At 71.9% G+C, this 20,949-nt stretch carries 21 protein-coding genes; 3 read left to right on the top strand and 18 right to left on the bottom strand.

Translation table 11 applies throughout. The annotated features are described in order from the left end of the window. Window positions 1-307: 307 nt before the first annotated feature. Window positions 308-460 (top strand): hypothetical protein, encoded by a 153-nt coding sequence (locus tag FHW12_RS18385; RefSeq protein WP_182532523.1) that lies wholly within the window; start codon window positions 308-310, stop codon window positions 458-460. A 70-nt stretch (window positions 461-530) separates the two neighbouring features. On the opposite strand, the gene FHW12_RS18380 is transcribed toward FHW12_RS18385, so the two are convergent. Next, window positions 531-1,541, bottom strand: a complete 1,011-nt coding sequence (locus FHW12_RS18380; RefSeq protein ID WP_182532522.1) for a bifunctional helix-turn-helix transcriptional regulator/GNAT family N-acetyltransferase — start codon at window positions 1,539-1,541, stop codon at window positions 531-533. A 133-nt stretch (window positions 1,542-1,674) separates the two neighbouring features. On the opposite strand from FHW12_RS18380, the gene FHW12_RS18375 reads away from it, so the two are divergent. Then, the gene (locus FHW12_RS18375; protein ID WP_182532521.1) at window positions 1,675-2,151 is read left to right on the top strand and encodes a GNAT family N-acetyltransferase; all 477 of its coding nucleotides are present in this window, start codon (window positions 1,675-1,677) and stop codon (window positions 2,149-2,151) included. Window positions 2,152-2,257: 106 nt separating this feature from the next. Here FHW12_RS18375 and FHW12_RS18370 read toward each other — a convergent pair whose 3' ends face one another. The 14 genes from FHW12_RS18370 to trpE form a co-directional block, all read right to left on the bottom strand. Then, window positions 2,258-2,953: an HAD family hydrolase gene (locus tag FHW12_RS18370; RefSeq protein ID WP_259393145.1), complete on the bottom strand. Its 696-nt coding sequence runs from the start codon at window positions 2,951-2,953 to the stop codon at window positions 2,258-2,260. Between the two features lie 11 nt (window positions 2,954-2,964). Further along, a complete protein-coding gene (trpC, locus tag FHW12_RS18365; RefSeq protein ID WP_182532519.1) occupies window positions 2,965-3,759 on the bottom strand; it encodes an indole-3-glycerol phosphate synthase TrpC in 795 nt (264 codons plus the stop codon). Continuing rightward, the gene (gene trpD, locus FHW12_RS18360; protein WP_182532518.1) at window positions 3,756-4,799 is read right to left on the bottom strand and encodes an anthranilate phosphoribosyltransferase; all 1,044 of its coding nucleotides are present in this window, start codon (window positions 4,797-4,799) and stop codon (window positions 3,756-3,758) included. Before trpD ends, trpC begins: the two co-directional genes overlap by 4 nt. Before the next feature lie 22 nt (window positions 4,800-4,821). Then, window positions 4,822-5,721 carry a TolB family protein gene (locus FHW12_RS18355; protein WP_182532517.1) on the bottom strand — a complete coding sequence of 300 codons (900 nt, stop codon included), beginning with the start codon at window positions 5,719-5,721 and terminating at the stop codon, window positions 4,822-4,824. Between the two features lie 24 nt (window positions 5,722-5,745). Continuing rightward, on the bottom strand, window positions 5,746-6,342 hold the full coding sequence (locus FHW12_RS18350) for an anthranilate synthase component II (protein ID WP_182532516.1): 597 nt from the start codon (window positions 6,340-6,342) through the stop codon (window positions 5,746-5,748). Between the two features lie 56 nt (window positions 6,343-6,398). Beyond that, on the bottom strand, window positions 6,399-6,653 hold the full coding sequence (locus FHW12_RS18345; RefSeq protein ID WP_182532515.1) for a hypothetical protein: 255 nt from the start codon (window positions 6,651-6,653) through the stop codon (window positions 6,399-6,401). Window positions 6,654-6,740: 87 nt separating this feature from the next. Continuing rightward, the gene (ybaL, locus tag FHW12_RS18340; protein WP_182532514.1) at window positions 6,741-8,444 is read right to left on the bottom strand and encodes a YbaL family putative K(+) efflux transporter; all 1,704 of its coding nucleotides are present in this window, start codon (window positions 8,442-8,444) and stop codon (window positions 6,741-6,743) included. 273 nt (window positions 8,445-8,717) lie between these two features. Further along, a complete protein-coding gene (locus tag FHW12_RS18335; RefSeq protein ID WP_182532513.1) occupies window positions 8,718-9,044 on the bottom strand; it encodes a hypothetical protein in 327 nt (108 codons plus the stop codon). Between the two features lie 9 nt (window positions 9,045-9,053). Next, on the bottom strand, window positions 9,054-10,328 hold the full coding sequence (locus FHW12_RS18330) for a cytochrome c (protein WP_182532512.1): 1,275 nt from the start codon (window positions 10,326-10,328) through the stop codon (window positions 9,054-9,056). Beyond that, window positions 10,325-11,029: a c-type cytochrome gene (locus FHW12_RS18325; protein WP_182532511.1), complete on the bottom strand. Its 705-nt coding sequence runs from the start codon at window positions 11,027-11,029 to the stop codon at window positions 10,325-10,327. Before FHW12_RS18325 ends, FHW12_RS18330 begins: the two co-directional genes overlap by 4 nt. A 14-nt stretch (window positions 11,030-11,043) precedes the next feature. After that, complete coding sequence (locus FHW12_RS18320) at window positions 11,044-11,253, bottom strand: twin transmembrane helix small protein (RefSeq protein WP_182532510.1); 210 nt, start codon at window positions 11,251-11,253, stop codon at window positions 11,044-11,046. 109 nt (window positions 11,254-11,362) lie between these two features. Then, window positions 11,363-12,805 (bottom strand): PLP-dependent aminotransferase family protein, encoded by a 1,443-nt coding sequence (locus tag FHW12_RS18315; RefSeq protein ID WP_310735281.1) that lies wholly within the window; start codon window positions 12,803-12,805, stop codon window positions 11,363-11,365. Between the two features lie 37 nt (window positions 12,806-12,842). Further along, window positions 12,843-13,088, bottom strand: coding sequence for a hypothetical protein (locus FHW12_RS18310; protein WP_182532508.1), 246 nt, complete (start codon window positions 13,086-13,088; stop codon window positions 12,843-12,845). Between the two features lie 170 nt (window positions 13,089-13,258). Next, window positions 13,259-14,734 (bottom strand): anthranilate synthase component I, encoded by a 1,476-nt coding sequence (gene trpE, locus FHW12_RS18305; protein ID WP_182532507.1) that lies wholly within the window; start codon window positions 14,732-14,734, stop codon window positions 13,259-13,261. A gap of 123 nt (window positions 14,735-14,857) precedes the next feature. On the opposite strand from trpE, the gene FHW12_RS18300 reads away from it, so the two are divergent. Continuing rightward, the gene (locus FHW12_RS18300; RefSeq protein WP_182532506.1) at window positions 14,858-15,688 is read left to right on the top strand and encodes a hypothetical protein; all 831 of its coding nucleotides are present in this window, start codon (window positions 14,858-14,860) and stop codon (window positions 15,686-15,688) included. Window positions 15,689-15,727: 39 nt separating this feature from the next. On the opposite strand, the gene FHW12_RS18295 is transcribed toward FHW12_RS18300, so the two are convergent. The 3 genes from FHW12_RS18295 to FHW12_RS18285 form a co-directional block, all read right to left on the bottom strand. Further along, on the bottom strand, window positions 15,728-16,762 hold the full coding sequence (locus tag FHW12_RS18295) for a sialidase family protein (RefSeq protein WP_182532505.1): 1,035 nt from the start codon (window positions 16,760-16,762) through the stop codon (window positions 15,728-15,730). A 362-nt stretch (window positions 16,763-17,124) separates the two neighbouring features. Beyond that, window positions 17,125-19,149, bottom strand: coding sequence for an ATP-binding protein (locus tag FHW12_RS18290; protein WP_182532504.1), 2,025 nt, complete (start codon window positions 19,147-19,149; stop codon window positions 17,125-17,127). Window positions 19,150-19,151: 2 nt separating this feature from the next. Further along, the gene (locus FHW12_RS18285) at window positions 19,152-20,936 is read right to left on the bottom strand and encodes a VanW family protein (RefSeq protein WP_182532503.1); all 1,785 of its coding nucleotides are present in this window, start codon (window positions 20,934-20,936) and stop codon (window positions 19,152-19,154) included. Between the last annotated feature and the right edge of the window lie 13 nt (window positions 20,937-20,949).

Below are 20,949 nucleotides of genomic sequence, written 5' to 3'. Positions count from 1 at the left end.
GGGGATTTCCCATGCTCGGCATCGCGCTGGCCATCGCTGCAACGATCGTCGCAACCCGCCGACGCCGGCCGACGTCGCAGCGGCCCGCAATGCCGTGCATGCAGCGCTCGACGCCGACGCCCTCCTCCCGCATGCATACCTCTGCGTCGGCGTCGAAGGCGCTGTGCCGGGTGACGAAGTGCGGGCTCGGCTCCCTGGCGCCGCTCACCACGCGATCGGCGGACCGAAGGACTGCGAATGCATCGAGACGGAATCGACGCATCGGTGCGAGCGCACGTCGGCGGCGACTCCGGCCTGCATCATCGATGTGAGCGACTTCCTGTTGCGCTCCCCCGACGAAGCGGTCGCGCAGTTGACCGTACACTGCGGCTGGCCGAACGGTTACGGCGAGGTCGCGCGTTTCGTTCGCGCCGGCGACACCTGGCAGTACCTCGGCGCGATCGAACGCATCGTCTTCTGACGCGGAGCGTGCAGGGCAACTCGAGCACCGGCCGTTGCAGGTGCCGTACGCGTAGCGAAGATATGTAGGCTCAGCGCCCCACCACGCGCAAGTGCTTGCGCGGCGCCGCCTTCGCACGCCGGCCGGCGGTTTTCCCCGGCTCGTACACCATGTAGACATCCGCGCGCTGGTAGTGGCTGCCCGGCCGCGGCGCGGGATGATGGACGAAGCCACCGCTCTCGTACAGCTGCAGCGCGGGACCGAGGCGCTTGCTCGATTCGAGGAACAACGTGCGGCCGCGCCGGCGTTCGAACTCGGCGATCACGCCGTCGAGCAGCCTGCGGCCCGCGCCGAAGCCGCGAAAGCCGCTTTCGACCGCCATCTTCGACAACTCGTACACGCCGGGCGCCTCCTTCAGCAGCGCGCACGTGCCGATCACTTCGCCGTCGAGCGTCGCGAACAGGATCGCGCCGCCCGGCTCGATCACGTGCGTCTGCGGATCGCCGAGCACGGCGCGGTCGACGTCCTCGAGCGTGAACCAGCGCTGCAGCCACTCGACGTTGAGGCGCTCGAAGTGCGGCGCCCAGTCGCTCCGGTACGGCGCGATGTCGATCTTCGCCTTCTTCAGGCGCGCATGGTGCGAGCGGATGTCGGCGGCGAGGCGCCCGCTCGCGATGTCCGCCTCGAATGCACCGAGCGCGTCGAGCAGCGTACCGCCGCCCCGCGCGGCCGCCGCGGCGGCCGCGCGACGGATGGCGCACCAGACGGGACCGAGACGGTCGAGCTTGCGCTCGGCATCGGCGGACAGTTCGAGCACGCCGCGCCGCGCGTCGCTGCGATCGGCGCGGCGCGTGATCCAACCTTGCGCGCGCAGCTTCGCCGCGAGCTGGCTCACCGCCGGGTGTGTCTGCCCGATCGCCGCGGCGATTTCGGTGACCGAGGCGGGCCCGCGCACCTGCAGGTAGCGCAGCACGGGGAACCAGTGCGCGTCGAGGTCGTGCCCCGTTTCGCGATACGCGACGTTGGCCGCCGCGTACAGGCTTTCGCTGACCGCCTTGAGCCGGCTGCCGAGCGCGAGCTCGCCTTGCCCATGCAGGAACATCGATGGTCCGTCGGCAATTACGTAAGTGCTTACGTTACTGCGTTCGGAGCGAGCGCGCAAGACTACCGCGCGCGGCCGCGGCGCACTAGGATTCCCCTGCGGCGAACCGCCGCGCCGGCGTACGGAACGTGTCATGGCGACCCCTTCGATCGTGCTGCGGCAGGTCGACGACGCGCTCGTCGCGACCGCGCGCACGCTGTTCCGCGAATACGCGGCGACGATCGGCGTCGACCTCGAGTACCAGGGCTTCTCGGCCGGCCTGCCGGCGCCGTACCTGCCGCCGCAGGGCGCGCTGTTCATCGCATTCGTCGACGACGCGGTCGCCGGATGCGCGGCGCTGCGCCGCCACGACGCGCGCAGCGGCGAAATGAAGCGGCTGTACGTGCGCGACGCGCGCCGCGGGCTCGGCCTCGGCGCGCGCCTGGTCGGCGCGATCGTCGACGCCGCGCGCACGGCGGGCTATGCCGAGCTGCGGCTCGACACGCTCGCGAGCATGAACGCCGCGCAGGCGCTCTACCGCCGCCTCGGCTTCGTCGAAACGCCGCCCTACGGCGACGCGCATATCAGCGGTACCCGCTTCTACGCGCTCGACCTCACGCCCCGGCCTTGACCTGAACGGACGCGGCGCACAGGGCGGGACGCTGCCTCGCGGAAACGTGCACGGACGCGGAGCGTGCGACCAGGAGTCCCACCGTCCGCGACACGCGCCGGCGCCGTCACCACCAATCGACGCGCCGCACACGCTCGCCGAGCACGGCGCGCGCGCGCTCGAAACCCGCCGTCTCGACGTTCACGAGCACCGCCTCGGCCGCGCCGCCGAGCATCGGCAGGTCGACCAGCGAATCGCTGTAGGCGACGTCCCAGGTCGGCTCGATGCCGAGTGCGGCGAGCTGGCGCAGCTTCTCGCGCCCGACGTTGCGGCAGGCGATGCGCGGCCCGCCCCCGCCGTGCGCGAAGCGCGACGCGACGAGTTCGACGTCGTGCAGGCCGAGGTGGTCGAGGATCGCGCGCGCGAGTACGTGCTCGCAGCCGGTGACGACGACGACGCGGTCGCCCGCATGCCGATGCCGCCTCAGCGCGGTGAACGCCGCGCGCTGCAGGTTGCGCGCGTCGTCGGCGAGGCTGCGCCCGAACGCGTGCGCGCGCGCGTGGTAGGCGCGCTCGTCGAGCCCGCGCAGGCCCCAGTGCACGAGGCCGCGCTCGAGCGCGCGGCGGCCGCGCCGGGTCGTCGCGGCGAGGCCGAGCAGCGGCGCCGCGAGCAGCAACGGAATCGCGCGTGGCCACGCGCTCGCGTAGCGCGCTCGCATGAAGCGCGTGAACGAGTCGCCGCGCACGAGCACGCCGTCGAAGTCGAACAGCACGACGCGGCGCGCGCCGCCCGGCGCGTCGGCGGGCGACGCGATGCAGGCCATCGGCGAACCCATCAGCGTGCGAAGAACAGGCGCGCGAGCTCCGCTCCCGGATCGGGTGCGCGCATGAATGCTTCGCCGACGAGGAACGCGTCGATGCCCGCCTCGCGCATGCGCGCGACGTCGGCGGGGGCGTGGATGCCGCTCTCGGTGACGAGCACGCGCCCGTCGCCGACGCGCCCGCGCAGGCGCAGGGTCGTGTCGAGCGAGGTCTCGAACGTGCGCAGGTTGCGGTTGTTGATGCCGACCAGTGGCGCCGGCACGTCGAGCGCGCGCTCGAGTTCGTCCTCGTCGTGCACTTCGACCAGCACGTCGAGGTCGAGTTCGGCGGCGAGCAGCGCGAGCTCGAGCAGCACCGCGTCGTCGAGCGCGGCGACGATGAGCAGGATCGCGTCGGCGCCGATCGCGCGCGCCTCGTAGACCTGGTACGGATCGACGGTGAAGTCCTTGCGCAGCACCGGCAGCGCGCACGCCGCGCGCGCCTGCTGCAGGTACGCCTCGCTGCCCTGGAAGAAGTCGGTGTCGGTGAGCACCGACAGGCAGGCGGCACCGCCCGCGGCGTAGCTCGCCGCGATCGCCGCCGGATCGAAGTCGGCGCGGATCACGCCGCGCGACGGGCTCGCCTTCTTCACTTCGGCGATCACCGCGGACAGGCCCGCCTCGAGCTTCGCCTCGATCGCCGCGGCGAAGCCGCGCGTGGGCGGCAGGTCGGCGGCCTGCGCGGCGAGTTCGGCGAGCGGCACGCGCGCGCTGCGCTCGGCGATCTCCTCGGCCTTGCGCGCGAGGATGCGCTGCAGGATGTCGCTCATGCGCGACCCTCCGCGACCAGCGTGCGCGTCGCCGCGACGAACGCATCGAGCTTCGCGCGAGCGGCGCCGCTCGCGACGACCGCGCGCGCGCGCTCGATGCCGTCCTGGATCGAACCGGCGAGGTCGGCCGCGTACAGCGCCGCACCCGCGTTGAGCAGGACGATGTCGCGCGCGACGCCGGGCGTGTCGTCGAGCGCCTCGAGCAGCAGCGCCTTCGATTCGAGCGCGTGCGCGACGCGCAGGTTGCGGCTCGACGCCATCACGAGGCCGAAGTCCTCCGGCTCGATCACGTACTCGCGCACGGCGCCGTCGCGCAGTTCGCCGACCATCGTCGCCGCGCCGAGCGAGATCTCGTCCATGCCGTCGCGGCCCCAGACGACGAGCGCATGGCGCGCGCCGAGCTGCTGCAACGCGCGCACCTGGATGCCGACGAGGTCGGGGTGGAACACGCCCATGAGGATGTTCGGCGCACCCGCGGGGTTGGTCAGCGGCCCGAGGATGTTGAACAGCGTGCGCACGCCGAGCTCCTTGCGCACCGGCGCGACGACCTTCATCGCCGGATGGTGGTTCGGCGCGTACATGAAGCCGATGCCGGTCTGCGCGAAGCAGCGCGCGACCTGCGCGGGATCGAGCTCGATCGACGCGCCGAGCGCCTCGAGCACGTCGGCGCTGCCCGACTTCGACGACACGCTGCGATTGCCGTGCTTGGCGACCTTCGCGCCCGCGGCCGCGGCGACGAACATCGACGCGGTCGAGATGTTGAACGTGTGCGCGCCGTCGCCGCCGGTGCCGACGATGTCGACGAAGTGCGCGGGCGCGCCGACGTCGACCTTCGCGGCGAGCTCGCGCATCACGCGCGCGGCGCCGGTGATCTCGCCGATCGTCTCCTTCTTCACGCGCAGGCCGGCGACGATCGCCGCGACCAGCGTCGGCGAGACCTCGCCGCGCATGATCTGGCGCATGAGCTCGACCATCTCGTCGTGGAAGATCTCGCGGTGCTCGATGGCGCGTTGCAGCGCTTCCTGCGGGGTGATCGGCATGGTCGGGTTTCGTTGCTCGCGCTCAGCGCACGCGGTAGTGGATGGAATGGATGTCCGCACGCCCCTGCCCTCCCGCGCGTTCGCCGGAGAACAGCAGGATGCCTGGGTGCGCGGGATCGACCGACGGGCCGAGGATCCAGCCGCCGTCGACGTCGACGCGCGCGTCGAGCCGCTGCGCACGCACGTAGCGATCACCGTCGCGCACGGCGGACCAGAGCGCGATCGCTGCGTTCTCCACGTCGTCGGAACGCGCGAACACGAGCACGCGGCCGTCGTCGAGCCAGGCCGCGTCGAAGTCGTCGCCGGGTCCGTTGACTTCGCCGGCGAGCGGCACTGCCGCCTGCCACGCGCCGTCGCGCCAGGTACTCGTGAACAGGTCGTGGCGACCCGCGCCGCCGCGGCCGTTCGTCGCGAACAGCAGCGTGCGGCCGTCGGCGGACGGCGTCGGCGCCCATTCGTCGCCGGCGGAGTTGACGCCCGCGCCGAGGTTCACCGGCGTGCCGAACGTCGCCGTCGCGGGATCGAACGCGGCCTGCCAGAGATCGTCGCCGCCGTAGCCGCCGGCGCGATTGGAGAAGAAGTAGACGCTGCGGCCGTCGGCCGCGAACGCGGGATCGAATTCGTTCGCGGGCGTGTCGAACGCCACCGCGACCGGCGCGCTCCACGCGCCGTCGCGACGCTGGCTCATCCAGATGTCCCAGCCACCCGCGCCGCCGGGCCGGTTCGTGCTGCCCCAGAGCACGCTGGCGCCGTCGGGGCTCACGGCCGCGCGGATCTCCGAATACTCCGACGAGACGACCCCGGGCAGGAACACCGATGCGTCGCCGTCGAGTTCGAAGGCCGCTTCGCGCGAAGGTTTCGTCGCGCACGCCGCGAGCAGCAGGCTCGCGACGGCAATGGACAGGACATGGCGTGCGTGCATCGCTCCCTCCCCGGTGCGACGGCGTCAGGCCGCTTTCGGCAACGCCTGCGCGAGGAAGTTGCGCAGCATCGCGTGGCCGTGTTCGGTGAGGATCGATTCGGGATGGAACTGCACGCCTTCGATCGGCAGGCTGCGATGGCGCAGGCCCATGATCTCGTCGAGCGAACCGTCGGCATGCTCGGTCCACGCGGTGACTTCGAGGCAATCCGGCAGCGACGACTGCTCGACCACGAGCGAGTGGTAGCGCGTCGCCTCGAACGGATCGGGCAAGCCGCGGAACACGCCCTGCCCCGCGTGATGGATCGGCGAGGTCTTGCCGTGCATGATTTCCTTCGCGCGGATCACCCGCCCGCCGAACGCCTGGCCGATCGACTGGTGGCCGAGGCAGACGCCGAACACGGGCACCTCGCCGCCGAGCCGCTGCAGCACCTCGAGCGACACGCCGGCGTCGTCGGGCGTGCCCGGGCCGGGCGAGATCACGATCGCCGATGGCCGCAGCGCGCGCAGCGCAGGCAGGGTCATCTCGTCGTTGCGGATCACGCGCACGTCCTCGCCGAGCTCGCCGAAATACTGCACGAGGTTGAACGTGAACGAGTCGTAGTTGTCGATCATCAACAGCATAAAGCTCGCACCTTGTTCATTCTCAATCGACCGACGTCAGTGCGTCCGAGCATTGACTACGTCAGTCTGTCCAGTCGTAGAGCGAGCAGCTCCGCTTTGGTACGGTCCAGTACCGAAAGAAAATCTTCCAACGGAAACCTCAGCAGAACGGACTCTTTCAGCTCGAAGCGCTCGTCGAGGATTTCGATCTCGATGCCATCGTCCTCCACGCGTCGAAAGAGCTGACATATCCTTTGCTCTCGATAGGCGATTTCGGCAGCCAAGAACACGTACCCATCGCGCGTCAGGAACTCAATTCTGAAATCCTTCATCGCCAATGGTCGTCACGCTCGGGCGGGTGGCCGGAGGGCGAGTATAAGGCCGAACGGCAGCACGCCCGGGTATGGACGGCTACGCACTCAGGCCGCGTCGGGAGCGGCCGGGGCGGCGGCGCGCGGCTGGAACCAGCGCGCGAGACCGTCGATCGACTCGCACATGCTGCGCGCGATCTCGCGTTCGCCCATGACCGCGGCGTCGGCGCCGCAGCCGAGCAGGTAGGCGACTTCGTCGTCCGAATGCGCGCGCGCGAGCACCGCGATCGCCGGATTCGCCTCGCGCGCGTGGCGGATGATCTGGCCGGCCTCGAGCGCCTGCGGGATCGCGACGACGATCGCGCGTGCGCCGGCGACGTGCACGGCGGCGAGTCGCTCGGCCGCGGCCGCATTGCCGGCCAGCGCGGGAATGCCGAGCGCGCGGGCGCGCTCGACCGCGTCGGCGTCGGGTTCGATCAGCGCGAGCGGCGTGCCTTCGTCGTGCAGGCGCTGGCCGACCAGCGAGCCGACGCGGCCGAAGCCGACGAGGATCACGTGGTCGCGCTCGGGCAGCGGCGGCCCGGGCGGCAGGTCGGGTTCGCGCGGCGCCGCGGCCGCGGCGGCGGCATCGCGTCGCGCGAGCCAGCGGTCGAGCGCGACGAACAGCAGCGGGTTCGCGCAGATCGACAGGATCGCGCCGGCGAGCACGAGGTCGCGGCCGTCCTTCGGCAGCAGGCCGAGTTCGATGCCGAGCCCGGCGAGGATGAAGGCGAACTCGCCGATCTGCGCGAGGCTCGTCGCGATGGTCAGGCCGACCTCGGCCGGACGGCCGAACGCGCGCACGATCGCGAACGCACCGATCGACTTGCCGACGAGGATGATCGCGAGCACGCCGAGCACGGGCAGCGGCGCGCGCACGAGGATCGACGGGTCGAACAGCATGCCGACCGAGACGAAGAACAGCACCGCGAAGGCGTCGCGGAACGGCAGCGACTCCTGCGCGGCCTGGTGGCTCAGCTTCGACTCGTTGAGCACCATGCCGGCGAAGAACGCGCCGAGCGCGAACGAGACGCCGAACAGCATCGCCGAGGCGTAGGCGACGCCGAGGGCGATGCCGAGCACGGCGAGCGTGAACAGTTCGCGCGAACCGGTGCCCGCGGTGCGCTCGAGCAGCCACGGGATCGCGCGCCGGCCGACCACCAGCATCACCGCGACGAACGCGGCGACCTTGGCGAGCGTGAGGCCGAGCGCGGCGTACAGGTTCACGCCCTCCTGCGCGGTGCCGCCGAGCAGGCCCGCGAGCGCGGGCAGCAGCACGAGGGTGAGCACCATCGCGAGGTCCTCGACGATGAGCCAGCCGATCGCGATGCGCCCGCGCTGCGTTTCGAGTAGGCCGCGTTCTTCGAGCGCGCGCAGCAGCACGACCGTGCTCGCGGTCGACAGCGCGAGGCCGAGAACGAGGCCGCTGCCCGCCGACCAGCCGATCGCCCATGCGAGCAGCATGCCGAGCGCGGTCGCGATCGCGATCTGCACGGCCGCGCCGGGCAAGGCGATCGCGCGCACCGCGAGCAGGTCGCCGAGCGAGAAATGCAGCCCGACACCGAACATGAGCAGGATCACGCCGATCTCCGACAGCTCGGGCGCGAGCGCCTGGTCGGCGACGATGCCGGGCGTGAACGGACCGATCGCGACACCCGCGAGCAGGTAGCCGACGATCGGCGGCAGGCGCAGCCGCTGCGCGAGCATGCCCGCGACGTAGGCGAGCACGAACGCGGAAACGAGGGTCGCGATGAGCGGAGTGCTGTGCGGCATGCGCGATTCCTGCGTGCGTGATGGCGGCGCGCATCGCCGCCGCGACGCGCGGAACCGCGGCGCGATCGATGTTTAGCACATCGGGCGTGCCCGAAAAACCCGCACGCGCTGCGCGAGGTGCGCGATCTGTGGGAGCGGCGGAAGCCGCGATGCTCTTCGTCGCGCGAACGGGCGGGAGAAGCATCGCGGCTTCCGCCGCTCCCACAGGGGTCCGCGCACGATCGGGACGGCAGGCAAATCAACGCGCGCAGCGCCGGACCCGTCGCTTGCGCCCTAAGGCACGCCGATTCGCCGGCGGCGCCGCAGCCAGCGCGCACGCAGCGGCCAGGCGAGCGCAAGCACGGCGAGGAACACGCCGTAGGCGAGCAAGGTGGCGACGATCTGCGGCCACAGGTGGCCGCCGCGGCCGGTGCTGGCGTCGAAGCCCCAGCGCATCGCGACGATGCTCGCCGCAGCCGCGAGCGCGAGTACGGCGAGGTCGGCGAGCCAGCGCATCGCGCCGCGCGGCGCGCGTGGCCACGCGCAGTAGATCGCACCGACGATCGCGAACGTCGGCAGGAACAGGATGAAGGACAGGCCGGTCTCGAAGAAGGCGTTCATCGCGCGCGCTCAGTCGACCACGATGCCTTGCATCGATTCGACGTCCTGCGCGGTCAGGCGCGAATCGCGCGCACCCCAGCGCCGTCGCAGGTGGTTCACGACCGCGGCGATCTCGCTCGCGTCGAGCCGCTGCACGAACGGTGGCATCGAATGCGGACGCGGCGCGCCCGCGGTCGTGACCGGCATGCCGCCGTAGAGCACGAGGCGCACCGCATTCGTCGCGTCGGGTGCGGTCGCGGCGACCGAGCCCTGCAGCGGCGGATAAGCACCCGGCTTGCCCTCGCCGTCCTTGCCGTGGCAATCGGCGCACGCGTGCGCATAGACCTGCGCACCAGGACTGCCTGCGTCGTCGTTCGCCTCGCTGCCGACCGTCGCGCGCAGCGGCGCGGGCTCGACCTGCTTGAGGTGCCGCGCGATCGCGAGCGCGTCGCCGGGCGTGAGCGCGCGCAGGCTCGCGTAGACGACTTCCGCCATCGGCCCGTACGCGCTGCCGTGCGCGGACGTGCCGGTGCGCAGGTAGTCGGCCAGTTGCTGTTCCGAGTAGCGCTCGAGCTGCACGCGGTCGAGCGGTGGCGCGTACCAGCCGATACCGGGAATGCGGCCGCCCGCGAAATGGCCTTCGGGCGGCAACGAGCCGCGCTCGCCGCGCGCGCTGTGGCACATCGCGCAGTGGCCGAGGCCATCGACGAGATAGCGGCCACGGTCGTTCGGGTCGATGCGCGTCGCCTCGGGCCGGTAGTGCAGCATGCGCCAGCCGACGAGCGCACGGCGCGAATCCGCGGGCGGTTCGAGCCGGTTCGGCGGCGGCGTCGACGCGCTCGCCGGTTGCGTGCGCAGGTACGCGAGGATCGCGTCGAGATCGGCGTCGGCGACGTTGGCGAAATGCGCATACGGGAACACCGGGTAGAGCGCACCGCGGCGCGACACGCCGTGGCGCATCACGTGCGCGAACTCGTCGGCCGACCAGTCGCCGATACCGCGTGCGGGATCGGGCGTGATGTTCGTGCTGTAGACGGTGCCGATGCCGGTCGAGAACGTGCGCCCGCCCGCGAACGGCGCGCCGCCGCGCGCGGTGTGGCAGGCACGGCAGTTGCCGATGCGCGCGAGGTACTCGCCGCGCGCGATCGTCGTCGCGTCGGTCGCGACGGCGCGGTCGCCGTGCGGGATGCGGAACGGCTCGATCCCGCCCTGGCGCGCGAACAGCATGGCCGCGAGCGCGAGCGCGGCGAGCACGCACGGCAGCAGCAGGCAGGCAAGCGCGAACAGGATGCGCCGCAGGCTCACGGCGCGGCCTCCGCGTCCAGCGCGCCGCAGCGCGCGGGCGGCACGAATGCGCCGGCCGGTGCGGGCCGGATGCCGTCCGCATTCGACTGCTGCGACAGCCATGTCGCCACTGCGCGGATGTCCTGCGGCGACAGCGCGAGGGCGACCTCGCGCATGCAATCGGGTTCGCGCGCGCGGCGCGAGCCGTTGCGCCAATGGCCGAACTGCGCGACGACGTAGTCGGCAGGCAAACCCAGCGTCGCCGGGATGCCGGGTTCGAGCCCGGCGAGATCGGGGCCGTGGCAGGCGCTGCACGCGGGCACGCCGTGTTCGCGATCGCCTTCGCGCACGAGTCGCTCGGCGCGTTCGCGCCGCTCCGGCGTCAGCTGTGCCGCGCCCGCGTCGGCCGCGTGCGTGCGCGGCGGCAACGCGGCGTAGTACGTGGCGATCTCGCGCAGCCACGCGTCGTCGGCGAACTGCACGAGCCAGGTCATCGACGCATTCACGCGCCGGCCGTCGCGGAAACCCGCCAGCTGCTCGAACAGGTAGCCGGCCGGCTTGCCGGCGAGGTGCGGCACGTACTCGGCGCCCTGCATGCCTTCGCCGAGCGCGCCGTGGCACGCCGCGCACGCGGCGAGGCGCTCGGCGATGCCGTCGTCGGCGAACGCCGGCGACAGCGCGAACAGGAGCGCGAACAGGATTGCGGGCCGGCAGCGAGGCATCGCGCGATCCTCGCTTACCGCGCGACGCCGTGCGGCTGGATCCAGCCGGTGGCGACGCCGAGCATGACGACGAGGATGAGTCCGACGGACAGGCCGATGCGCCAGGTCAGTGCACGCACCGTGCGGCCGGTCGATCCGTGGTCGACCATCATGAAATACAGGCCTGCGCCGAGCTGGTAGAGGATCGCGGCGAGCGCGGCGACGATGAGGATCTTGCCAGCCATGGGCGGCTCCGGTGCGATGGGACTGCTGCGAACGATACCCGCGCGCGGGCGTCGCATACCGATCAGCTGGCGCCGAAACGACCGGATCAGCCTGCGCGAATTGTCGCAGTCAGGGTAGCGTCGCCAGCCGGCCGAGCGTCGCCAGCGCGGCCTCGATGCGTTCGTCGTGCGGATGGCCGCAGTTGAGGCGCAGGTGGCGCTCGAAGCGCGCGCGCGAGGAGAAGATCGGCCCGGGCGCGACGCTGATCGACTGCGCGAGCGCGCGCCGGTGCAGGTCCAGCGCCTCGGCGCCGGGCGGCAGCTCGAGCCAGAGGAAGTAGCCGCCCTCGGGCCGCGTCGCGCGCGTCGCCGCGGGAAAATGCCGCGCGATCGCCGCGAGCATCGCGTCGCGCTGCTGCGCGAGCGCGCGGCGCAGCTTGCGCAGGTGGCGGTCGTAGCCGCCGTGCTCGAGATAGGCCGCGATCGTCGCTTCGGCCGGCGTCGATGCGGTCAGCGTGGTCGACAGCTTGAGCCGCGCGACCGTCGCGAGATGGCGCCCCGGCGCGATCCAGCCGATGCGGTAGCCCGGCGCGAGGCATTTGGAGAACGACGAGCAGTGCAGCACGAGGCCGGCGCGGTCGTAGGCCTTCGCCGGCGGCGGCCGGCGCGCGCCGAAGTACAGTTCGCCGTAGACGTCGTCTTCGATCAGCGGCGTGTCGTGGCGCGCGAGCAGCTCGACGAGCTCGCGCTTCTTCGCTTCGGGCATGAGGCTGCCGAGCGGGTTCTGGAAATTCGTCATGAGCCAGCACGCGGCCGGCCGTTGCCGTTCGAGCACGTCGGCAAGTGCGCCGAGCTCGATGCCTTCGCGCGGATGCGTGGCGACCTCGATGGCGCGCAGGCCGCGCTGCTCGAGCGCCTGCAGGGCGGCGTAGAACGTCGGCGACTCGACCACGACCGCGTCGCCCGGCTTCGTCACCGCGGCGAGGGCGAGGTGCAGCGCTTCCATCGCGCCATTGGTGACGACGAGATCCTCTGCGTCGACGGCGAGACCGTCGACGAGGTAGCGCAAGGCGATCTGCCGGCGCAATGCCGCGTTGCCCTGGTGCAGGTGGTCGACGCTCGCGCGCGGATCGAGCCGCTGCACCGTCGCGGCCATCGTCCGCGCGAGGCGCGTGAGCGGGAACAGCAGCGGGCTCGGGAACGCCGAGCCGAGCGGCACGACGTCGCGCCGCATCGTCGCCCTGAGGATCGCGAACACGCGCTCGCCGACGTCGACCGCGATCGATTCGCCCTCCGGCGCCGACACGTGCTCGAGCTCCGGCGGCGGCACCGCGGCGACATAGTAGCCCGAACGCGCCTGCGCGCGGATCAACCCGCGCGCCTCGAGCCGGTAGTAGGCCTGGAACACCGTCGACGCGTGCACGCCGCGGCTCGCCGCGGCCTGGCGCACCGACGGCAAGCGGTCGCCCGCGCGCAACGTGCCCGCACGGATCGACGCCTCGATCTCGTCGGCGAGGGCTTCGTAGCGTTTCGATGGACGGTCGCGGCTGCGCAAGCGCGAAGCGTGACGCACGGGCGACGCCGCGATCAAGCCGGTCGACGGGACCGGATCAATGCCGCAACGCCACCGTCGCCCGCTCGTTGAGCGAGCCGTCGCGCTCGATCACCGCGTAGACCCCGCGCTCGGCGTCGAAGACGACGGCGACCGGATCCTGGAACAGCGGATGGCGGATGAACTTCAGCTCCCAGCCGAATCGTTCCAGCCCGGTCAGGGCGAAGCACTGCGCGTCGTTGAGTTCGCGCTTGAGCAGCGCGGGCGGTCGCTGCGCGTGCAGGCGCCGTTCCTTCGGGTGCATCACAACCTCCTGCGGCGTCTCGCGACGCGCGATAGCGAAGGTGGCGGCGATTGTGCGCCGCTGCCGGCGTACCTACAAGGCGCCGCGGGACGTGGATGTGCGCGGCGACGAAGATCGAAGGCCAGCCGAGCGCGAGGGCGGCCCTCCGCCGCCCTCGACGCCGCGCGCGCTCACAAGCCGCCGGCGGCCTGGGCGACCGCGCGGAACAGCGCGCGCCCCTTGTTCATCGTCTCCTCCCACTCCTTCGCGGGATCGGAGTCGTACACGACGCCGCCGCCGGCCTGGACGTAAAGGCGTCCATCCTGGATCACCGCGGTGCGGATCGCGATCGCGGTGTCGGCATCGCCGTTCCAGCCGATGTAGCCGATCGCGCCGGCGTAGATGTTGCGCTTGTGCGGTTCGAGTTCCTGGATGATCTCGATCGCGCGGATCTTCGGCGCGCCGCTCACCGTGCCGGCCGGGAACGTCGCCTTGAGCACGTCCATGTAGGACAGGCCGTCGCGCAGCTCGCCTTCGACCTGGCTGACGATGTGCATCACGTGCGAGTAGCGCTCGATCACGAAGCTCTCGGTGAGCCTGACGCTGCCGGTCCGGCTGACGCGACCGACGTCGTTGCGGCCGAGGTCGATCAGCATGAGGTGCTCGGCGCGTTCCTTGGTGTCGGCGAGCAGCTCCTGCTCGAGCGCGAGGTCTTCCTCGGGCGTCTTCCCGCGCGGGCGCGTGCCGGCGATCGGCCGCACCACCACGCGTCCCTGCTTGAGGCGCACGAGGATCTCCGGCGACGAGCCGACGATCTGCGTGCGGCCGAGGTCGACGAAGTACATGTACGGCGACGGATTGAGCGCGCGCAACGCGCGGTAGACGTCGACCGGGCGCGCGCGGAACGGCACCGACAGGCGCTGCGACGGCACTACCTGGAAGATGTCGCCGGCACGGATGTACTCCTTCGCGCGCTCGACCATCGCCTCGTACTGCTCGCGCGTGAAGCTCGATTCGAAGTCCGCCTCGCCGAGCCCCTTCGGATCGAGCACGTCGGGATAGCCGGAACCGGAATGGCGCAGGCGGAACGCGAGTTCGTCGAGGCGCCGGCGTGCGCGCGCGTACGCCTGCGGCTGCGCCGGATCGGCGTGCACGATGAGGTAGAGGCGGCCCTTGAGGTTGTCGAACACCGCGACTTCCTCGCTGAGCATGAGCAGCGCGTCGGGCGTGCCGAGTTCGTCGTGCTTGTCCGCGCGCGCGAGGCGCGGCTCGATCCAGCCGATCGTCTCGAATCCGAAGTGCCCGACCAGGCCGCCGCTGAACGCGGGCAGGCCCGGCACGCTCGCGACCTGGTACGCGGCGCGGATGCGTTCGATCTCGCCGAGCGGATCGTCGAGCTCGCGCGACTCGACCACCTCGCCGAGCTCCTCGATCGTCAGCGTGCGCCCGCGCAGCACGTGCACGCGCCGGCACGGCAGGCCGATGATCGAATGCCGGCCCCAGTTCTCGCCACCCTCGACCGATTCGAACAGGTACGAATACGGCCCGTCGGCGAGCTTGAGGTAGACCGACAGCGGCGTGTCGAGATCGGAAAGCACCTCGCGCACGACCGGGATGCGGTTGTATCCCTGCTCGGCGAGTGCGGCGAATTCTTCCTGCGTGATCACGATGTATGCTGCGAAGAAGGCGGCCCTCGAAGATAACAGGGTGCGCGCGGCCGCGCGACGCCGGCCCCGATGCATGCGCACCGGTACGGCAGCGGGGCCACCGTCCACGATGGGGATTGCCGCATGATTGCGCGCTTGCTGTTGTTGTCGTCGGTGATCCTCGCATCCGGATGCACGGGCATCCGACCGGCGCGCGAGCCGCTGTGCTCGGAAATGACGCGCTTCGCCAATGCGATCGAGCCGGGGAACGAGGCCCGCGTCGAACTGTGCGTCGACTGGGGCCCGCGCTGCGCCGACGGTGCGGAAGCGGCGAGCCAACCGGTGCTCGCCTCGCGGCGCTGCGAGGACGGCGGGAGCGTGCCGGCCGCGAAGTTCTGCGACTACCTGCTGCAGAACTCGTCGGCGGAGTTTCCCGGCGGCAATTTCGGTGCGGCCCTGTCCTGCCTCGGTGGCTATGCGCCCGGGAAGTACCTCGATCACGAATGGAAGCACGCGCGCGTCGGCACCAGGAGCATGCCGGGGACCGAGGACGGCGTCGACGTCGACATCGACTACGCGAGCGCAACGAAGGACGGTCCGGCGCTCCTGCGCATCGAGGTGAAAGCGAAGCGACCACCGTTCCCCGACGACGTCATCCGTTCGCGACTGGAGCGCGACGACGGCCGGGCCATCCCCTCGCTGAGCGGAATGGGAGCCTGCAGCGCGTTGAGCGCATCGCCGATGTTCAACGGAACGACGTTCGAAGCCTCGTATCCCGAAGGCGCCTGGGTCATCTGCGACGCCACCGTCTCCGGTCAACGCGTGAGGGCCACGGCGACCGTGCTTCGCTACCTCTACCATGCGTCGATGCAGCGACCGATGGCCGCTCGCCGCATCGACGTGACCCTGGCGAAGTCCGCTGGCGAGTGGCGCATCACCGCGTGGGAAGACCACGCCATCGACTACGCCCCTTGAATTCGCGCACGCGCGTCGGTGCGATCGAACGGTACCGACTCACGATGCTTCGACGCCGTCGGCGAAGATGAGGTCGACCACGACCGCGCGCGGCTCGCGCACGATGTCGTAGGTGAGGCTGCCCGCGGGCACGTCGCGCCCCCAGTAGAGTTCGACCGTGTCCGGCGACGTGCCGACGAGCGGGTGCGGTTCGACGTCGTCCTCGTCCGGCGTGTCGGAAAGCGCGATCGCATCGCCCCAGTTCACGCCGTCGATGGAACGGCGCACGGCGAGATCGAACTGGCTGCCGTTCGCGCGGATCCAGAACAGCGCGAACGCCTCGTCGGGCATGACGACCGGCAGCGAGTCGTGGTTGTTGCCCGCCACCGCGAAATCCTGCGGCGCGGCACTCCAGTCGTGCACGCTCGTGGTCGTCTTCACGTACATCGAGAGCGCACTGCCACCGACCTGGTAGCTCGCGAGGTAGAGCCCGTCGCTCGCGCGGAAGGCGATGCGCGGCAGCTGGCTGCCCAAGGCGATCGGCGTCTTCAGGAGGTCCCAGGTCGAGCCGCCGTCGGACGATTGCGCGACGTACGAGCCCGACGAACCGCCGCTGTTGTACTGGTAGCTCATCGTCAGCGTGCCGCCCGGATGGCGGATCACGTGCGGGTTGAACTGGCCGCCCGCAGCCCAGCCGAGGTCGAGGACACCTTGCTCGGTGAACGCGACGCCGTCGGTGCTCGTCGCGCGGTAGATGCGCAGCGAGGTGAGGCCGCCGCTGCCCTTGAGGTAGAACAGCGCATAGCTCGCCGGGCCGAGCTGCACGAGCGACGGATGGCGCTCGTTCGCCGCGCTCGAGATGATCGCGGCCGGCGTGCTCCAGCTCGCGCCGCCGTCGGTCGAGCGCGTGATCCAGAGGTCGCCGTTGAACGTCGACGGATCGAGGCGCTCGAACACGATGATGCGCGCACCGTCGTCGCTCGAATGGATCACCGACGGCATGTAGTCGATCTCGTCGCCGCTCGTCACGGGTTCGGCCGCGTTCGCGGCGGCACCCGCGCAGAGCATGGCAAGGACGGAGGCGGGAAGCTTCATGCGGTGACCCCAGGGGCGCGGGACCGTCCCGCGGATGACCCGTGATTACGACATCGAACGCGCGAAACGACACGCCGCGATGCGGCAAACGCGCGCGCCGCCCCTGTGGGAGCAACTGTCTTCCATTGGCGCGCCGCGAGGTGTTCGGCCCTCCCCTTCAACGGAAGGGTTGGGTGGGGACGGTGTCGCTCGATTACCCCGCGATGGCAAACACCATCCCCCTCCAAACCTCCCCCTTGAAGGGGGAGGCTTCGAAGCGGGCAGAGCATTGTGGGAGCGGCGGAAGCCGCGATGCCCTTCGTTCCGCCCTGCGAAAGCATCGCGGCTTCCGCCGCCCCCACAGAAGGCTGAGGACTGCGGCGCTACACGGCGCCATCGGCGAGGCGGCGACGCACCATGCCCGACATCGCGATCGAGAACACGACGCCACCGCCGTCGGCGAGGTTGGCCGCGCCGGCGCGGCCCTGGTGCAGTTCGGCGACGAGGCGCACGACGTACAGGCCGAGGCCGAGATGGGGTGTGCCGCCGCTGCGCGTGCTGCCCTCGCGCATCGACACGAGTGAGTCGAACAGGCGTTCCTGCATCGCCGCGGGCAGCGACGGTCCCTGGTTGGCGAGGCGCACCACCGCGCCGGTCGCGTCGACCTGCAGCGACAGCGCGATCCAGCCGCCCGGCGGCGTGAACGAGCACGCGTTGTCGAACAGCTTGTCGAGCGCCTGCGCGACGAGGTCGGGCGCGCCGTGGAACGGCACCGGCGCCGGCGGCAGTTCGAGGCGCAGCTCGCGACCGTCGCAGAGCGCGCGATAGCCGTCGGCGCAGCCGGCGACGAGCGCGCGCAGGTCGAAGTCCTCCGCCTCGGCCGAAGCGATCGCGCGCTCGACGCGGCTCGCCTCGCTCATCGCGCGGACGATCGAGCCGAGCCGCTCGGCGCCGTCGCGCGCGCGCGCGAGGTACGGCCGCGCGGCGGCGGGCACGTCGTGGTGCTCGAGGTTGTCGAGCGAGGACTTGACGATCGCGAGCGGCGTGTTGAGTTCGTGCGAAAGCTTCGAGGCGAGCGTGCGCAGGTAGTCGGTGTAGGCGGCGACTTCGTCGACGAGCTTGGCGAAGCTGCGCGCGAGGTCGCCGAGTTCATCCGACGCGTCGGCGAGCGGCATCGGCCCGTCCAGACGTCCGGACGTCCGCACCGCGCGCTCGGCCGCGTTGCGCAGGCGACGGATGCGCAGCGACAGCGAAGCGCCGAACGCGAGCAGGATGGCCAGCGCGATCGCCAGCGCGACGAGGGTCGAGCCGGCGAGCCCGACCAGTGCGCGGTTGGCGAGCAGCGGCAGCGCGCGGTTCGCCTGCTCGAGCACGAGCGCGCCGTGCTGGCCGTCGGCCGACTGCAGCGGGATCGACGCGGTGAGCACGACCGCGCCGCCGCGATCGACCGCGCGCCAGCTCGTCGCCGGCACGCCGGACAACGCCTGCCAGACCTCGCTCGCATCGAGGCGCGGCCGCTCGCCGTCGAGCGCGGCGGAGCCGCCGAAGCCGGGCGCGATGAGCACGCGGTAGACGAAGTTGGCGAAGCCGCCCGGCGCGTCGCGCGCGGCGACGCCGGCGGTGTCGAGCCGGCCGGCGTCGGCGACGAGCCAGCCGTCGGCGGCGACGAGGCGCGTGCGCGTGTGCGCGGGCACGAGCGGCTGCAGCGAACGCGCGGCGCCGTCGTCGTAGGCGATCAGGCGGCGCGGCTCGGGCGGTGTCGCGTCGGCCTGCGCCGAGTCGCGCACGGCGAGGCCTATGCGCTCGGGCATCACGCCGCGCGGCAGGCGCAGCTCGATGCGATAGCCGGAGCCGTCCTCCTGCAGCATGCCGGACAGGTGAGGGGGCAGCCGCTCGCCGTCGCCTTCCGCCGGCGCGTCGAACGCCCCCGGCGCCGCACTGGTCAGCCGGTAACGGCGCGACTCGCCGCCGTCGACGAGCAGCAGTTCGACGTGGTCGCCGAGCGCGCTGCGCGCATCGGCGGGGTCGAAGCGCGCGCGCGTCGCGTCGCGCACTTCGGCGAGCAGGTAGAGTGTGTCCTTGTCGCGTGCGAGCGTCACGCGCAGCTTCTGCGCGTCCTGGCTCGGGCCGAGCGCCTGCGCGTACGGGCGCAACCCGCTCCAGTCGTCGGCGTAGCCGTCGACGACGATTCGCTCGGACGCGCGCTGCAGGTAGAGCACCGGCCCCGACGGCGGCCAGGCGATGCCGCGCGCCTCGACCGTCTTGGCGAGCATGCCCGCGGACGCGAGCAGCGCCTGTTCCTGGCCCTGGCGCAGCAGCAGTTCGACCTGGCGCACGAACTGCCAGCCCGCCCACGGCAGCGCGAGCGTCGACAGAGCGACGAGCAGCAGCTTGAAGCGCAGCGACATCGTCAGTGCGCCTCCACGGTGCGATCCATGATCGCCCGGCGCAGTGCCTCGACGTCGCCGGCCGGCACGAGCTCGAGGTGCGGCGTCGCATCGATGCCGCAGGCCGGCGTCGCGACCACCGGCACGCCGGCCGCGAGCGCGCGCAACAACGCACGCGGTGCGTGTTCGACGTGGGCGGGCAGCACGACGACGCAGGCCTGCTCGAGCCAGTCGCTCGCGTAGCCCGCGTGCTCGACCTCGATGCCCTGCCACAGCGTCGCGTCGGCCGAGCGCGAACCGAGCACGCGCAGGCGGACGCGCAGGCCGCGCAGCGCGGCGGCGAGTTCGTAGGCGCCCTTGCGCGCGAGCGCACTCGCCGCGAAGACGACGAGCGGCGCGCCGGGCCGCGCGACGGCGCCGCGCGGCGCGACCGCCGGCATGCTCCACGACAGCTGTTGCACGGTCACGCCGCGAGCGCGCCAGTAGCGCGCGACTTCCGCGTGCGCGGTCACGATCGCCTCGGCGCCGTGCAGTGCGAGCCGTTCCGCCTCGCGCAACGCCGCGTCGACGCGGAAATCGGCGAGCGTCGCCGCGGCGGCTTCGCCCGCGTCGCGCCGAGCCGCGTCGAGCCGACGTTCGATCTCCGCCATCGGCAACGCGTTCGCGAGCACCCGGTAGCGGCGCCCGCCGAGCACGCCGAGCCGATGCAGGTGCGGCAGCGCACCCTGCGCGAGCACGAGGCGGTCGTGTTCCGGTCGCAGCCGGCGCGCGAAGGCGGCGGCGATCCAGCGTTCGCCGTCGACGATCGCGGCCTGCCGTCGCCCTTGCGCGTGCGCGTTCCAGCGCAGCCACGCGAGTCGGCGCAGGCTCGCCGCGCGCAGCGTGCGCGCGCCGGCCCAGGTCCGCGGCTGCGATCGCCACGGCTGTCGCCATTGCGCGCCGGTCGGTGGCGCGTGCCGATCGACGTCGTCCGCGCCGGTGCGCGTCGCCAGATGTGCAGCGAACTCGGGCGTCCACGCGTCGAGCAGCCACGCTTCGCGCGCATGCGCGGCGCGCAGCGACGGCTCGTGGCGGAAACACGCCGCCTCCGCACAGGTGAGGCAGCCGCGCAGCGGGCGTACGGCGCGCGACCGCAACGATGCGCCACCGTCGTCGTCCGGCGCTGCACGCACCGGCATGTCCGCGCGTACGCGCACGACGAGCTCGTCGGCTCCGAGTTGCACTTCGAGTCGCCACGCGTGCGCCGCGCGCAGGCGCAGGTCGACGTAGTTCCAGAACACGGTCGCGTCGATCGCGCCGTCGTCGCCGACGCGCGCACTGTGCGCATGGCGCTCGACGAAGGCGATGCCGGCGCGCGCGGCGACGTCGGCGAGCGCGTTCGACAGCTGGCACAGGCCGCCGGCGACCACCGGGACGATGCAGCCGCCGCGCAGCTCGCGCCCGCGCACGAAACCGCGCAGCGCGCTCGGGCGACCGAGCTGGCGCCAGAAGCTCAGGGTCGCGCCGGCCGGCACGACGACACCGTCGAACGCGCGCAGCGCCACGCGCAGGTTGTGCACCTTGCCGGCGACGAGCGCGAACTCGTCGCCGCGGCCGTCGCGCCACAGCGGCGTGCGCGATTCGGCGAGCACGACGGCCTCGGCGAGCGCGTGGCCACGCGGCCAGCCCCGGTGCGAGCGGTCACCGAGGTCGCGCAGCGCGCGCAGCAGGATGAACGCGCGCGAGCGCAGCCAGAACGAGAGCGCACCGGCACGCGTCGGCAGCGGCAGGCGGGCCGTCGACGCGAGGTCGCGGGCGAGATCGTTCATGCGCGCCCGCGGC

Origin of the sequence: Dokdonella fugitiva, from assembly GCF_014138265.1 — a bacterium.
GTDB lineage: Bacteria > Pseudomonadota > Gammaproteobacteria > Xanthomonadales > Rhodanobacteraceae > Dokdonella_A > Dokdonella_A fugitiva_A.
The sequence above is the reverse complement of the archived record's forward strand: the minus strand, read 5'-3'. Positions and strand labels throughout refer to the sequence as shown.

Excerpts from the sequence above, each read along its gene's own strand:
- FHW12_RS18350 (WP_182532516.1), bottom strand. The coding sequence starts at position 6,342 with ATGCTGTTGATGATCGACAACTACGACTCGTTCACGTTCAACCTCGTG.
- FHW12_RS18375 (WP_182532521.1), top strand. The coding sequence starts at position 1,675 with ATGGCGACCCCTTCGATCGTGCTGCGGCAGGTCGACGACGCGCTCGTC.
- FHW12_RS18355 (WP_182532517.1), bottom strand. The coding sequence starts at position 5,721 with ATGCACGCACGCCATGTCCTGTCCATTGCCGTCGCGAGCCTGCTGCTC.
- FHW12_RS18370 (WP_259393145.1), bottom strand. The coding sequence starts at position 2,953 with ATGGCCTGCATCGCGTCGCCCGCCGACGCGCCGGGCGGCGCGCGCCGC.
- FHW12_RS18325 (WP_182532511.1), bottom strand. The coding sequence starts at position 11,029 with ATGCCTCGCTGCCGGCCCGCAATCCTGTTCGCGCTCCTGTTCGCGCTG.
- ybaL (WP_182532514.1), bottom strand. The coding sequence starts at position 8,444 with ATGCCGCACAGCACTCCGCTCATCGCGACCCTCGTTTCCGCGTTCGTG.
- FHW12_RS18290 (WP_182532504.1), bottom strand. The coding sequence starts at position 19,149 with ATGTCGCTGCGCTTCAAGCTGCTGCTCGTCGCTCTGTCGACGCTCGCG.
- FHW12_RS18295 (WP_182532505.1), bottom strand. The coding sequence starts at position 16,762 with ATGAAGCTTCCCGCCTCCGTCCTTGCCATGCTCTGCGCGGGTGCCGCC.
- FHW12_RS18345 (WP_182532515.1), bottom strand. The coding sequence starts at position 6,653 with ATGAAGGATTTCAGAATTGAGTTCCTGACGCGCGATGGGTACGTGTTC.
- FHW12_RS18300 (WP_182532506.1), top strand. The coding sequence starts at position 14,858 with ATGATTGCGCGCTTGCTGTTGTTGTCGTCGGTGATCCTCGCATCCGGA.
- trpD (WP_182532518.1), bottom strand. The coding sequence starts at position 4,799 with ATGCCGATCACCCCGCAGGAAGCGCTGCAACGCGCCATCGAGCACCGC.
- FHW12_RS18310 (WP_182532508.1), bottom strand. The coding sequence starts at position 13,088 with ATGCACCCGAAGGAACGGCGCCTGCACGCGCAGCGACCGCCCGCGCTG.
- FHW12_RS18335 (WP_182532513.1), bottom strand. The coding sequence starts at position 9,044 with ATGAACGCCTTCTTCGAGACCGGCCTGTCCTTCATCCTGTTCCTGCCG.
- FHW12_RS18285 (WP_182532503.1), bottom strand. The coding sequence starts at position 20,936 with ATGAACGATCTCGCCCGCGACCTCGCGTCGACGGCCCGCCTGCCGCTG.
- FHW12_RS18380 (WP_182532522.1), bottom strand. The coding sequence starts at position 1,541 with ATGTTCCTGCATGGGCAAGGCGAGCTCGCGCTCGGCAGCCGGCTCAAG.
- FHW12_RS18320 (WP_182532510.1), bottom strand. The coding sequence starts at position 11,253 with ATGGCTGGCAAGATCCTCATCGTCGCCGCGCTCGCCGCGATCCTCTAC.
- trpC (WP_182532519.1), bottom strand. The coding sequence starts at position 3,759 with ATGAGCGACATCCTGCAGCGCATCCTCGCGCGCAAGGCCGAGGAGATC.